Source organism: Corynebacterium sp. LaCa_23 (assembly GCF_058182375.1).
The window spans coordinates 2068748-2083051 of the sequence record NZ_CP190825.1 but is presented as its reverse complement, the minus strand read 5'-3'; the positions used below and the strand labels follow the sequence as shown (position 1 = coordinate 2083051).

General features: G+C 52.8%; 9 protein-coding genes and 1 pseudogene. 6 read left to right on the top strand and 4 right to left on the bottom strand.

From position 1 onward, the window contains the following. Positions 1–97: 97 nt before the first annotated feature. Positions 98–256 (top strand): annotated as a pseudogene (locus tag ACP8IT_RS09960) (IS256 family transposase); the annotation flags it as partial. Between the two features lie 97 nt (positions 257–353). On the opposite strand, the gene denD reads toward ACP8IT_RS09960, so the two are convergent. Further along, positions 354–1322, bottom strand: a complete 969-nt coding sequence (denD, locus tag ACP8IT_RS09955; RefSeq protein ID WP_490290003.1) for a D-erythronate dehydrogenase — start codon at positions 1320–1322, stop codon at positions 354–356. A gap of 374 nt (positions 1323–1696) precedes the next feature. Between denD and ACP8IT_RS09950 the strand changes: the two genes are divergently transcribed. The 3 genes from ACP8IT_RS09950 to ACP8IT_RS09940 all read left to right on the top strand — a co-directional run bounded on the left by ACP8IT_RS09950 (position 1697) and on the right by ACP8IT_RS09940 (position 5506). After that, on the top strand, positions 1697–3076 hold the full coding sequence (locus ACP8IT_RS09950) for a GntP family permease (protein WP_237792338.1): 1380 nt from the start codon (positions 1697–1699) through the stop codon (positions 3074–3076). Between the two features lie 3 nt (positions 3077–3079). Then, complete coding sequence (locus ACP8IT_RS09945) at positions 3080–4462, top strand: four-carbon acid sugar kinase family protein (RefSeq protein WP_490290002.1); 1383 nt, start codon at positions 3080–3082, stop codon at positions 4460–4462. 159 nt (positions 4463–4621) lie between these two features. Further along, a complete protein-coding gene (locus ACP8IT_RS09940) occupies positions 4622–5506 on the top strand; it encodes an NAD(P)-dependent oxidoreductase (RefSeq protein WP_337887095.1) in 885 nt (294 codons plus the stop codon). A gap of 270 nt (positions 5507–5776) precedes the next feature. Here the strand turns inward: ACP8IT_RS09940 and ACP8IT_RS09935 are convergent, their stop codons facing one another. Beyond that, the gene (locus ACP8IT_RS09935; protein ID WP_490290001.1) at positions 5777–6241 is read right to left on the bottom strand and encodes a hypothetical protein; all 465 of its coding nucleotides are present in this window, start codon (positions 6239–6241) and stop codon (positions 5777–5779) included. 17 nt (positions 6242–6258) lie between these two features. Continuing rightward, a complete protein-coding gene (locus tag ACP8IT_RS09930; protein WP_490290000.1) occupies positions 6259–6744 on the bottom strand; it encodes a GIY-YIG nuclease family protein in 486 nt (161 codons plus the stop codon). Between the two features lie 155 nt (positions 6745–6899). On the opposite strand from ACP8IT_RS09930, the gene ACP8IT_RS09925 reads away from it, so the two are divergent. Next, entirely contained in the window at positions 6900–8078 is a 1179-nt protein-coding gene (locus ACP8IT_RS09925; RefSeq protein ID WP_490289999.1) for an alpha/beta hydrolase fold domain-containing protein, read from the top strand. A 19-nt stretch (positions 8079–8097) separates the two neighbouring features. Here ACP8IT_RS09925 and ACP8IT_RS09920 read toward each other — a convergent pair whose 3' ends face one another. Further along, positions 8098–9084, bottom strand: a complete 987-nt coding sequence (locus ACP8IT_RS09920) for a TDT family transporter (protein ID WP_490290605.1) — start codon at positions 9082–9084, stop codon at positions 8098–8100. 217 nt (positions 9085–9301) lie between these two features. Here ACP8IT_RS09920 and ACP8IT_RS09915 point away from each other — a divergent pair, with 217 nt between their 5' ends. Next, entirely contained in the window at positions 9302–14296 is a 4995-nt protein-coding gene (locus ACP8IT_RS09915) for a DEAD/DEAH box helicase (RefSeq protein WP_490289998.1), read from the top strand. The last annotated feature ends 8 nt before the right edge of the window (positions 14297–14304 follow it).

The following is a 14304-nucleotide window of genomic DNA, read 5'->3' as shown; positions in this document are numbered from 1 at the left end:
AACCCGTGGTAAGCCTCGTGCCGGTGCATAATAAGGCGACCATCACGGGTACCTTTCGAATCAACTTCTACTTATCCTCGAAAGGAATGTAACCGCGATGGCCGCTAATCCCCATCATATCGATCCCACTACGTATCTGGAAGAATTGCTGACCCAAGCCTCCCCAGACTTGATGCGCCAGATGCTTACAGACTTCATTAAGCAGATACTTTCAGCCCAGGCTAGCACGGTCTGCGGCGCTGATTACGCCACGGCACCGCGTTTGAACTATTCGGAGTAGTTGGAAATGGTGGTAGATTACCTTTCTTTTCAAGCCAACCGGGGATCGGGCCCAAGGTCCTTAGTATGGAGAGTTAAGACAGGAAGTCGTCAGAGTATTGCTGAATAACCGAATCGAAATCTTGGTCGCGCTCGAATCCTAATTTTTCCATTCGCTTTACATCGAAGTTTCCGGGCCAGCTAGTAACAATGGAAGCTACACGTTCATTGGGCACATCAGAAGTTAAGGCTCTTGCTTCAGAACCCCCTACTCGTTCTAAGGATGCGAGCATTTCGCCTACAGTGACGCTGATTCCAGGAAGGTTCATGATCCGCCAGGAACCGAGGCGTGAGCTTTCAATAACTATTGCCCGTGCAATATTACGGATCGCAATCTGCGGTGAAGAGAGCCACATTAGCGTGTCATGTGGAACGGGAACTTCGGATGGAATCTCGTTGAGTGGCTCCCGGATAATGCCGCTGGCAAACGAGCTTGCCGCGGAGTTCGGCTTTCCGGGCCGTACAGAGATTGTCGGTAGACGACAGACGCGTGCATCAATAAACCCTTTACGGCTGTATTCGTTGACCAGGATCTCGCAAATGGCCTTGGTCGCACCGTAAGTTGAATCGGGCTGTGTGGCCCAGTATTCGGGCATTGTTTGAGGAAGCTCTCCGCCGAAGACGGCGAGCGAACTCGTGAAGATGAAGCGAGGTACAGGACTGTTTTCCAATTGACCGATGGATCGCGCCGCTTCAAGGAGAGTCCGAGTACCGTCAATATTTACGTGCATTGCAGAGTCGAAGTCCAACTCCGATCCTCCCGAAAGGACAGAGGCCAAGTGGACGATAGTGTCAGTGTCTTCGGTAACCGCTTGGCTCAGGGTGTCTTTATCCGTGATTTCTCCGGTGATTGATCGAACTCGCGGGTCCGTGACGCTAGTGGGAATGAGATCGAGAGAAATTACTTCATCCAGTTGAATTTTTCCAGCGTCAGCTTCGGAGAGGAGATGTTGAATGAGCAGGGTGCCGAGGAACCCGGCTCCCCCGGTAATGACGATATTCATAGTGGCTCCTTCGAGGACTGAAAAGTGGCAGGTTTGAGAAAAGGATAAATGCTGGGCATGCTCCAGTCGAGGCTTAAAGCGTATTTAATTATCGGGGTCGTACTAGCTGGGAAGTCGAAGTTTGCTGGTAAGGGCGTTGGAGACACGCCGGGCTTCAGTGCCTGAAAGCAACGGTCAGCATTAAAGCGAAGGTTTCTTTTGGATGGGTTTCCTTTTAGTTACTTTTCCGTAAGAAGTGATGTAAGAGTTGTCAGATCCAACATGTTATTGACTTCACAGCGGGCGCCCCTTAGGGTATCAAACATCTGATTGAAGAAACATATCGGGTGTTTTATCCGTTTTATAATGCCTCCCGGAAGCCATGAGGATCTTTAATGTCTCCAACTTTTCTTGTGACACTTGGTGTTGTCGCTGTAGCCCTCATCCTTGTCCTCATTATTAAAGCCAAGGTGCATCCTTTTCTGGCTTTGCTTTTTGTGTCCATCGCGCTTGCGTTAACAGCGCGCGTGCCAATTTCGGAAGTCGTTCCTCTATTAAAAGATGGTATGGGCGGCACCCTTGGCGGAGTTGCGCTCATAGTGACGCTCGGCGCTATGTTAGGCCGAATTGTTGAGGTGTCTGGCGGTGCAGATGTACTCGCTCGAGCCCTCGAGAAAAACTTTGGCGAGAAGCGTGCGCCTTGGGCATTGGGTGTTGCCTCCTTCATCTTTGGTATTCCTGTGTTCGTGGATGTGGCGACGATTGTGTTGGTTCCAATTGCCATCGCTGTCGCTCGGCGAATGAGTGGCAAAGTTAACATGCTTGCTTTTGCGCTTCCGGTCGTTTCTGCCCTGCTTGCTGTCCATGTGGTTCTGCCCCCTCATCCCGGCATTGTTGGTGCTTCGGAATTGATGCAAGCAGATGTGGGATTAGTTCTTCTTATCGGATTTATTCCCGTATTCGTGATGTGGTTTGTGGGACAGGTTTTGTCCGGATATGTGGCAGGAAAAGTGTTTTCACCAGTTCCTGTACTTGGTACTCAAGCGGCTGGTGCAGCTGTGAACGAGAAAAATGGCACGGAACGTGAGCAAGCTCCGTCTGTCGGACTTGTCTTGGCTGCGATTATCCTTCCTCTTGCGCTGATTATGGGAGGCACAGTTTCTAAATTGGTGCTACCTGAAGGAAACTCCATTCGAGATTTTCTTGGATTCATTGGAGATTCCCCTATCGCCCTGTTCATCGGTGTAATTTTCGCTATCGCAACGCTAGGGATTGCTCGTGGATGGGGTAAAGAAAAAATCGAGGACGTCGTAGCGTCTGCTCTTCCAGCCACTGCAGCTGTGATCCTTATTACCGGTGCTGGTGGAATGTTTGCCAAAGTTCTTACTGAGACTGGGGTGGCTGACGCTGTCGCAGATCTACTGGTTTCCACGGGCTTGCCAGTTCTGGTGCTGGCTTGGATGCTTGCAGCATTTCTCCGTGCCGCTCAAGGCTCCGCGACCGTGGCAGCCCTCACCACTGCGCCACTTGTGGCACCTATGACCGCATCGTTAGAACTCAACAGCCTGCAAATAGCGCTTCTGACGGTGACAGTTGGTATCGGTTCTATGGCATTCAGTCATGTCAACGATTCACTTTTTTGGGTTTGGAGCCGCTACTTCCAAGTAGACACTGCTTCTGCGCTGAAATCTTATACGGTGACTACAACGATAATGTCGGTCACAGGTTTTGCCGTGGCAGGCGTCTTGTGGGGCATTTTGGGGGCGTTTGCATAAACGATGAAGCTATTATCAGAAATTGAAAGCTTGGAGGCTAATATGCGCCGAATTTTGGTCCTTGACGACGACCCTACTGGTTCCCAATGTGTGTCAGGGGTTGACGTCGCATTCGATACGGATCCGTCGATTGCTGCGGACGTACTCAAAGAGCCCGGAACAACATGTTTCGTTCTAACTAACAGTCGTGCTCTCGATGAGGACACTGCAGTGAAGATGAATCATGAAATTGTGGGTGGTGTACTGAACGAATTAAGCAATCGGGATGGATTGCACGTGGTGTCTCGCTCCGACTCGACGTTACGTGGGCATGTAATTAAGGAACCTAATGCAATCGCCGATGTACTTTTGGAACACGGCTTAGAAGTAGATGCATTTCTTTTCTGTCCGGCGATGATTGAAGCAGGACGCTTCACCAAAAATGACCTACACTTCGCAAAGGTTGACGGCATTGAAAAGCAGGTAGAAGATACTGATTTTGCGAAGGATGCAACATTCGGATACTCCCATTCAAACCTTGCAGAATTCCTAGAGGAGCGCTCAGGGAGAGAAATTCAAGCCAAGGATTGCCTCTCGATTGGGCTTACTGATATCCGCGAAGGTGGCGTGCGGCGAGTGAAATCCCTGCTCCAGCAGGCTAAAAATCGCCGATGGGTGATTGTAAACGCTACGGAGTATTCTGACATGGACGTGGTAGCGAAAGCTGTGGGGGAGCTTGAATCCCAAGGTCGAGTTTTCGTGTCTCGCTGTGGTCCTTCCTTTGTTCGTTCTCTTGCAGGGCAGCACCGTGCTCGAGTCCTCACGGAAGATGCACTACAAATCGATTCATCAAGATCATCACACGGACTGGTCGTAGTAGGTTCCCATGTGGGCCTAACAAGTCAGCAGCTTGCAGAGCTGCAAAGCCGCGGCGGCCATCTAGAATTTGAGCTTCAGGTTCCGAAACTTTTAGATTCTGCGACGCGTGAGAGCCATATCAACGAGATTTCTTCGAACATAATCAATCAATTAGCTAGTTCTGATTGTGTTGTGTACACCAGTCGCGAACTGATTAGTACAGATTCGAAAGCTGAATCACTCGAAATTGCGCGCCAAGTATCTGACGCAGTCGTCGCGGTCGTAAGGGCAGTCCGCAAAGCTCATCCAGCTTGGATTGTGGCCAAGGGAGGTATCACTTCCCATGAAGTCGCAGCATCAGGGTTGGGTATTCGCAGGGCGAAGGTGGAAGGCCAGTTTTATGAGGGGCAGATTAGTTTATTCACTGCTACTGATGCTCCAGATGACGTTCGTGGTGTTCCTTACGTGGTTTTTCCAGGGAATGTAGGAGGAACAGGCGCCTTGGCGGAGGTGGTTCAAAGGCTACGCAACGCTTCGGAAAATGTTTGATTGGTAGATTTGGCACTGGGACAACGCGGCATACTGGAGCCCTTTTTAGCCAGTTAAAGACTCTGGTAACAAGACTGATTCCCATATCGCATACAGGGTGATGCTGCCGCATATTTTGGCCATTTTAATTCTAAGTTCTGATCCAAAGGAGTAACTTTAATGACTACGACACCTAAAATTGCCTGGATTGGCCTAGGCGCTATGGGGGCACCAATGGCTCTTGCCACAGCTGAGGCAGGCATGAGTGTGACCGCATACGATGTATCTCCGGATTCGCTGAAAACAGTTGAGTCTCACCTCTCTGTAGCTTCCAATGCTCGCGAGGCTGTCACTGGAGCTGATGTTGTAGCGATTATGGTCGCTACGGGCGCTCAGCTGGACTCCGTGCTTTTCGGGGACGATGGGGTTGCCTCGGAACTGAAGCAGGATACTGTTGTTTTGGTTATGGCAACCGTCGGGCCTCAAGCAATTGAAAGTGCTGCAGCAAGGCTTGAGGACGTGAATGTTCGAGTTGTTGATGCGCCAGTATCTGGTGGTGTTGCTCGAGCTAAGACTGGAGACTTGCTCATCATGGTTGGCGGCGAATCTTCTGATGTCTCCGTAGTACAGCCACTTCTCAACGCCATGGCAGCCAAATCTCCCGTCGTCGGTCCAAAACCGGGAGATGGACAGCGCTTCAAAATTGTAAATCAGTTGCTATGCGGCGTGCATATTGCTGCCGCCGCTGAAGCACTTGCACTGGCGGATTCTATGGGCCTTGATCTAACACAGGTCCACGACGTACTTGGGACCGGTGCTGCTGCGAGCTTTATGTTTAGCGACCGAGGACAGCGAATGGTCGATGAAAACTTCGATGACGTTCGTAGCGCTCTAGATATTTTTGTTAAAGACATGGGCCTTGTGAGTGAAGCAGCGCGGGAAGTGCATCAACAGGTACCGCTCTCGTCGACGGCCGAGCAGCTTTATGTTCGGGGGCACCGTGAAGGCCTAGGACGCAAAGATGATTCAATAACTTTCAAGCTACTTCGAGGCGAAAGTGATTAGCTTTAACAGCTAGATTAATATCCTTGTTTCTTGCAGCTTGTCTCAAATTACTGAACGATATAGAACATTGTCGGTGCGAGGTAAGGCTAGTGAATGATACAAGTTATTTGCGTGCCCTTGGGTGAGCGGCCAATCGGTCGTGCCAAGTTGTTTGTGTGTGGGGTGGGGTATAAGTATTAGCCCTACCCCGCGATGTGCCCACTTTCTGGGTTCCAAGTCCAAGTGGGATCACCGGCGTAAAACGTGGTTACCCCGATTAGGCTGAAGGGGTCACCAACCTCTGTCTATGATTTCCTCTTGGAGGTACCGGAATATCTCGTCTGCGAGAGCATCGCTATGGTACTTCGAAAACATCGTCGTGCCCTTTCGCATTTGGCCGAGTGCCAATTCACGAGCAGCAAGGAGGATGGAATCTTCCATCAAAAGCTCATCGATTGCGAAGTCTCCGGGATACAGGATGGTCTTAACAGGGCCTGCTGAACGATAACTACTTCTGAACGTGTAGCCGCGCATATACGCCGGCGGCTCGTAGGTATCAGCAATATTTAATGTCGTGCAGGGCCTCCAAGTTCCGCCTTTGGAATTGCGACTAATTCTTAGGAAGAGCATTTCTACGTTGTTAATGCTCAAAGTGGCCACGCGGCGATCGATAGCGGACCTGTTTGTAGAGGGCATCGCCGTGACGGTCCAGATCTTCTTCTCCGTCAGATGTGGATAGGGGATGACATATGCCACGTAAGCGGACAGCGACCTTAAAATGTCTTCCCATCCAGGCTGCTTTCTAAGCTCCTCGAACTTTTTATTTGAAAGGTTTCGCTTTTATCGGTAACGGCTCGGTCGCCGATTTCGACCTCTCCTTCATCGGTAGCTTCTACGTCGAGCCATTTAGCTTGGACCTGCTGATCTATGAGCGCATCGAGTGGGGAATCGCCCAAAGGCTGTGCGAGGAGCGTCTTATTGCGCAGTAGGATTCCTGCTTTTCGGCGGCGTTGAATCTCGCCATATTCTGCCATGTTGAGCTCCCTCGCAGGAACCGGACAGAAATTGATGGCAACGATGTCAGGGTAGGTTCGTCGGTGGTCGGCTAAGCGCGAGGGAAAATTTACCGATTGGCCTACGTACTGCTCGCCATCGGAAAACTCAAGCACATAAATGCCACACGGATTTTTCAGTGTCAAGACTGCCGAGGGCGCCACATCGGAGGTGTAGTCCCACCTTTTGAATCGGAGATTACTCATTGCTTTCCCACTTTATTCGTCTGGTTCAAGTTAATCAGGCTGTGGTCGTGACTTCCTCGTAAAAGCGTGGAAACACTTGCGCGTGACTCCGGTTCTCTTACTGAAAGCAGAATCTCCACCACGCATTTCCGGATACGAGGACTAACGTTGCCGGTATGAAGATCGTTGCCCGGCTGCTGTCCATCCCGCTTGCACTTGTCGCTTTCCTAGCGCTGTGGCTTGCGGTAGCACCGTTTACGCCGCATATTCCGTATTGGGGTGCGGGTGCGCTCATTGGCCCGCAGTATATCGGGCCGGTGATTATCTTTTCCCTTATTCTCCTGGTCCTTGCGGCGCTTGGAAGGCTCGGCTCCCGCAGCTTCTACGTGCCAGGCGCGTTCGCGGCGGTTGCGCTTATTGCAGGTATCGCGCTTTTTGGGACGCAGATTCATGCTGCGAAGGAGCAGGGGACCGACGTGGATATTCGCGCCGCGTTTAGTTGGGCTGGTGTGGAAAGCACCGACGAGGGCCCTGATCATACGGTGGCCTACGATTCCTTCCACGGCGAGGACCTGGATATGGATATCTATGTTCCCAAAGTCGGCGGCACCCACCCCGTCATGATGTATGTCCACGGCGGCGGCTGGGATCAGATGAACAAGCACTCCCAAGCGTTCAACATGCGTCAGATGGCGCAGCGCGGCTACCTCGTATTATCCATCGATTACACGCTATCCAGCTGGGACCAGCCCACGTGGAAGGTGGCAGCGGGGCAGGTGGGGTGCGCGATGAATTGGGTCAATGCCCATGCAGCGGATTATGACGGCGACCCAGGGCGTTTCTTTACATACGGCGAATCCGCCGGCGGCCAGTTGGTGCTGAATGCGACTGCCGATGCCGCCGCGCACCCCAACCACCTACCTTCCGCCGATTGTCCCGGCACGCCGGCCGTTCCCCGCGCCGTGTATGCGGACTCACCGGCCCTCGATGTCCGCCACATCTATGATTCTGACGATCCTTATGCCGCGCAGGGTTCCCGCGATACCGTGCAGAAATACCTGGGTGGAACGCCCGAGGAATATCCCGACCGCGCAGATTTTGTCACCTCGGCGACGTACCTCACTGCGGACATGCCACCCATCAAGATTGTCCGAAGCGACAACGATCGCCTCGTCCCGCCGGAAAGCTACGACGATTTCCGCCGCATAGCTCGAGAAAAGAATATCGGCCTTAGCGAGTACGTGCGCCCACACGCCGACCACGCATCCGCCCTTAGCGCTCATGGAGTCTGGAATCAGCACCTGCTCCAGGCGATGCTCCAATTCTTCGCCGAGCACGATCCACAAGGTTCTTAAACTGCCGAAACCCCTACAGTTATGCGTGGCTCATTTGGCTGACCTTGAAATGCTCGGAAACGGTTTTGATGGCTCCGAAAGCAGCCCAAGTGACGTGGAGGAGGAGCAGAACCAGCAGGGCGGCGCTCACGGTATCCATCCAGCCCAGGCCCCACGCCAGCGCCGCGGGCTGCGTGGATAGGGTATGGGTGCCCAGGCAGCAGGTGCCCACGGGGAAGGTGCTGGCCCACCAGCTGGGGTTATAGGACATTGGGGTATTTCCTAAGGCGGCACCCCAGTGTTTGGCCAACGCGTAGATGCTCAGCGGCACGCCCAAGCTCAGCATCGCTACGCCGTAGACCATGGCGCGGAAATGCCACTGGTCACCGGCGAGTAGCTGTGCTGCGGCGGTGGACTGGCCGACCAACCCCATTGGGATCCAAGCGGTGGCAGCGAAGTTAATGGGAACCTTGGGAAAGGTACGCCGGTAAATAAAGGTGAATATCGGCATTCCCGTCACCAAAGCCACTACGAAGCAGAAAACGCCAACGCCGTGGACAACCGAGCTCCACTCACCGACCTGCGTTGCCAGCTGCGCCGAAGAGGTTGCGGAAACCATCGGTGCCACCAGCGGCAGACCCAATGCAAAGGCTGGATCAGTGGGATGGTTGAAGAAAAGATACTTCAAATACTTGATACAGGTCATGAGGCTGAGGACGGTTCCCACGGCCCAACACACAGTGTGAATCAACCAAGCATCAAGGATGATAAAGTAGGCGCTACCCAATGCGAGGATGCCCATGGAGACCATGCCCCATGCGGGCATATCGTGGGAATGAAACCCAGGATTCCGGTACTTAATGAATCCCGCCGAGAGCGCCAAGAAGACAAGAGTTGCCACGCCGAGCATGATTTCAGCTGGAAGGTGCCCCAACACCGGACTCAGGTGGGCATCAATAAGGGATGAGGAGATCGATAGTCCCATGAGTGCTCCCGCCCAGGCAGGTCCTAGCGGCGGAATTTTCATGTCATTCCGAACTTTTAACATTTCAGGTTATGTGCTTCCTCATGCGTGCGGGGAGTGTGTAATCCGAACAGGATCCCAATGAATAAATATACTCCTACGTGAGGCGATGACAGGGATCGGGCTTCTTCCCGTTCCAGGCCGCCATGTCATGACGGCGCGGCCTGCGCAATATCGCAGACATCGAGAAACCGCAACATTCATCAGGCATAATGTTCCTATGTCAAAGTTCTCTGAGGTCCTGGAACAGCTGCGCGAAAACCAACCAAAGGCGAAGTATGGTATCGCTTTTGAAAAGCTGATGGTCAATTATTTTCAGACTGATCCCACTCTCAAGGCACAGTTTGATGAGGTCAGCCGGTGGACTGACTGGCGCTATAACGGTGGCAAGGCCGATACCGGGATTGACTTGGTAGCTCGCCGCCGCGATGACGGGACGTGGACCGCTATCCAGTGCAAGTTCTATGCGTCCACTGCCCGCATCCAGAAATCGCATCTGGACTCTTTCTTTGAGGCCTCGGGGCATTCCTTTGAAACGGAACATGGCCGCGAGCATTTCGGCAGCCGGATGATCATTTCCACCACGGATCACTGGTCCTCGCACGCCGAGGAAGCATTGGCCAACCAGATTATCCCCACCAGCCGCATTGGTATTTCTGCCATCGCGGAATCGCCCATTAACTGGGACGTCGCCTTCCCAGGCTCCGAGGTGCAGGATAAAAACATTCAAATCAACCTCTCGCAGCGCAAGACCTTTGAGCCGCGCCCGCACCAGCAAACGGCCATCGACAAGGCCATCGAGGGATTTCAGACGCATGACCGCGGCAAGCTCATCATGGCCTGCGGTACCGGCAAGACGTTTACTGCGCTGCGCCTCGCAGAGCGCGTGGCAGAAGATAGGGGAGGCAAGGCGCGCATCCTGTTCCTGGTTCCTTCTATTTCACTGCTTTCGCAGACGCTGAAGGAATGGACGGCGCAGGGGCGCCTCGATATGCGCGCCTTCGCGGTGTGCTCGGACTCGAAGGTATCTAAGAAGGCCGAAGACATTGCGGTCTATGACTTGGAAGTCCCCGTCTCTACTGAGGGCGCGGATATTGCGCGGCGTTTTGCGTCTGGAAAGCGCGCCAAGGGGCTCAATATTGTCTTTTCCACCTATCAATCCTTGCCAGCAGTGCACGAGGCACAGCAGCATGGCCTAGATGACTTTGACCTTGTTATTTGTGATGAGGCCCACCGCACCACCGGCATCACCCTGGCCGGCGAGGATTCCAGTAACTTCGTGCGCGTGCACGACGCGGACTACATCAAGGCCTCTAAGCGTTTGTACATGACTGCAACGCCGCGGCTTTTCGATGACGCCGTAAAAGGCAAGGCCGCAGAGCACTCTGCCGAGCTCACTTCCATGGATGATGAGGGCATTTATGGCCCCGAGTTCTACCGGCTGGGCTTTGGCGAGGCCGTGGACAAGGGTCTGCTGACGGATTACAAGGTCTTGGTCATGACCGTTGATGAATCCGTGGCTGCCAACGCCATGGCCCATAGCGAAGACAATCAGATCAACCTCTCGCTTGCCTCCGCCATGATCGGTGCGTGGAATGGCTTGGCCAAGCGCTCTGGTGAGCTGCAAGGAAAGAAGGGTGGATTCGATGAAAACGCCAACCCCATGCAGCGCGCGGTGGCCTTTGCCAAGGATATTAAGACCTCTACTCAGATTGCGGAAAGCTTTCCTTCCCTGATTAGGACTCACCAGGAGCTGCTGAAGGATAAGGCGGCGCTAAATGATATCTCCTTGACCAACGTTGATCTTCAAGTCGCTGCCCAGCATGTTGATGGCGGCATGAACGCCATGGAGCGCGGCACCAAGCTGTCTTGGATCGAATCACCTGCGGCAGAAAACGAAGCCCGGATACTGACTAACGCGCGGTGCCTTTCGGAAGGCGTGGATGTGCCTGCACTGGACTCGGTGATCTTTTTCAACCCGCGCAATTCCATGGTGGATGTGGTCCAATCCGTGGGCCGTGTAATGCGTAAATCTGCGGGCAAGGACTACGGATACATCATCTTGCCGGTCGCCGTCGCGCAAGATGTCTCGCCCTCGGAGGCGCTCAATGATAACCAGCGCTTCAAGGTGGTTTGGCAGATTCTTAACGCGCTGCGTGCGCACGATGATCGCTTTAACGCCAAGATCAATTCCATCGCGCTCAATGGAGCCAATGCACAAGAAGAACTGCCTATTGATGTCAACCATGTCTCTGGGGAAGAGGAGAAAAGCGATAAAGAAAAGCTGGAGGATGCGGAACGTACCAAGTCCACTGAGGCTTTTGAAGATTCTTCCGCGATGACTCAGCAGATTGCCTTGTTCTCTTTGGAGCAATGGCAAGAGGCCATCTACACCAAACTGGTGGATAAGGTTGGGACCCGCACCTATTGGGAGGACTGGGCCGATGACGTTGCCACTATTGCAGAAAACCAAATCACCCGCATTACCGCACTGGTAGAAAATGCCGACGAAGACCTGCGCCAAGAATTCGATGAGTTCGTTGAGGGCCTGCGCAATAACTTGAACGATGGCATTTCGGCTGATGATGCCATCTCTATGCTCTCGCAACACCTGATTACTGCACCGGTGTTCAACGCCCTCTTTGAAAACCATGACTTCATTACCCATAACCCGGTAGCCCAGGTCATGGAGAAGATGGTGGCGGCCCTATCCAAGGCCAACCTGGACACGGAAACCGAATCGCTGGAAAAGTTCTACGAATCCGTGCGCGTTCGTGCCTCTGAGGTGACGTCTGCTTCCGGTAAGCAGCAAGTGATTAAGGAACTCTACGAGCGCTTCTTCCGCAAGGCCTTTAAGAAGCAGGCAGAGGCCCTCGGCATTGTCTATACCCCGGTGGAAATCGTGGACTTCATCCTGCGCGCAGCAGATGAGGTTTCCCGCAAGCACTTTGGCAAGGGGCTTAGTGATGAAGGTGTGAGCATCCTCGATCCCTTCGCCGGTACCTCGACATTCATGGTGCGCCTGCTGCAGTCTGGCCTCATCAAGCCGGAAGACTTGGCGCGCAAATATGCCAATGAACTATTCGCCACCGAGATCATGCTGCTGGCGTACTACGTCTCTGCCGTTAATATCGAGACTACTTACAACGCCCTGCGTGAGGAGGCCGCGCAGCGCAACGACGAGCCGGCTCCGGAATACGTGCCGTTCACGAATATCGCGCTTGCCGATACCTTCCAGGTCCACGAAGAAGGCGATATTCCAGACCTCAACATCTTCCGCGAAAATAACGCCACCATCGAGCGTCAGAAGAACGCGCCCATCAACGTCGTGATTGGCAATCCGCCGTATTCTGCGGGACAAAAATCCGCGAATGATTTCAATGCCAACCAGAAGTACCCCAGCCTGGATAAACGCATTGCGGATACCTATGTGGCCAAGTCCACGGCCACGAACAAGAACTCCTTGTACGACTCCTACCTGCGCGCTTTCCGATGGGCCACCGACCGTATCGGTGACCAGGGCGTGGTTGCGTTCGTGACGAATAATGGGTGGATTGACGGAAACTCTGGTGCCGGAGTTCGTTTGTCCCTAGCAGAGGACTTTACGGACCTCTATGTCTTCAATTTACGAGGAAATTCACTTGTGGCTGGTAAACAAGCGAAGCGTGAAGGTGGCAATGTCTTCGACATTCGCGTCGGAGTCTCCATTGCTTTAGGAATTAAAGACGAATCCAAGCAAAGGTTTGATTTGCACTACGCCGAGTTACCAGACTATTCATCTAAGGATGAGAAATTAGGAGCAATTACGAGTGCATCCATCGAGGACCTTACCTGGCGTACGATCGAACCAAATAAAGATGGTGATTGGCTAAACCAACGGTCAGAGGAGTTCGAAACTTGGCCAGCAATAGGTGAAAAGAAAGGTAATTCAATAAAGTTCTTCACAGTGTTTTCTGCTGGACTGAAGACTGGACGCGATTCTTGGGCATATGCTCCGACTGTCGATCAGCTGATTGCACAAGTGGAGCGTCTCACAGCAACATACGCAGAGGCTACAGGCGAGTTCCACGAGTGGTTGAACAATAGAGGTAGTACTAAACCGCGAGAAGCGGAAGTCACTGAATTCTTACAAGAGAACCCAAAATATGCAGATACAACAAAGATCTCTTGGAACCGAACCCTCAAAAATTATGCTGCAAAAGATACCGATATTTCGGTCAACGGGAAACGCATTTACCGAGCATCGTATCGCCCGTTCACTCAGCAGTGTGTTTATTTTGAGAAAAAGCTCAATGACATGACTTATCAGTTGCCTTCCACGTTTCCGACGCCGAAACAGCTTAATGTTGGATTCCTACAGCCCGCTGTCGGAGCGAATAAACCGTACACGATGTTCGCAGTAGACGAAGTTCCGGATCTGAATTTTTATGGTTCAGAAGGATCTCAATTTTTCCCACGCTTCACTTGGAGCCCAGCGGATCCTGAGGATAGAGGACTGTTCAGTGAGGGGAACATCGGCAAGCAAAGGGAAGCCAGCGTCTACGGCCAGATCGGAGAAGTCGTTGACGGGTATGTGCGCGTGGACAACATCACGGATGAGATTAAGCAGATTTACCGGGATACACTGGGGAGTGATGTCTCTGGTGATGATATCTTCCACTTTGTCTATGGCAAGCTGCATGACCCTGCTTACCGTACTCAGTACGCGGCGGATTTGAAGAAGATGTTGCCGCATATTGAAACGCCGTCTTCGCGTGCGGAGTTCGATAAGTTTGCTGCGGCCGGCAAAGAACTGATGGCACTGCACGTGGACTACGAATCCGTAGAACCGTGGCCGTTGGATATTCAGGTCAAGGGTGATGAGTCTGACCGCGAGACTTGGCGCGTGCACAAGATGAAGTGGGCCAAGCGCAAGGATCCGGAAACAGGCAAGAACATCAATGACGTGACGAAGCTGATCTACAACAAGCAAGTGACCATTTCAGGTATTCCGGCGGAAGCGGACCAGTACATGCTGGGCTCACGCTCGGCAGTGGCCTGGTTGATTGACCGGTACCAGGAAAAAAGGGACAAAGATTCCGGAATTACGAATGACCCGAATGACTGGGCCGATGAAGTAGGCAACCCGCGCTATATCGTCGACTTGATTGGCAAGGTCACGCGCGTGGCGATGGAAACCGTGCGAATTGTTGATGGGCTGGAGATTGAGGAATAGGTCTGGCT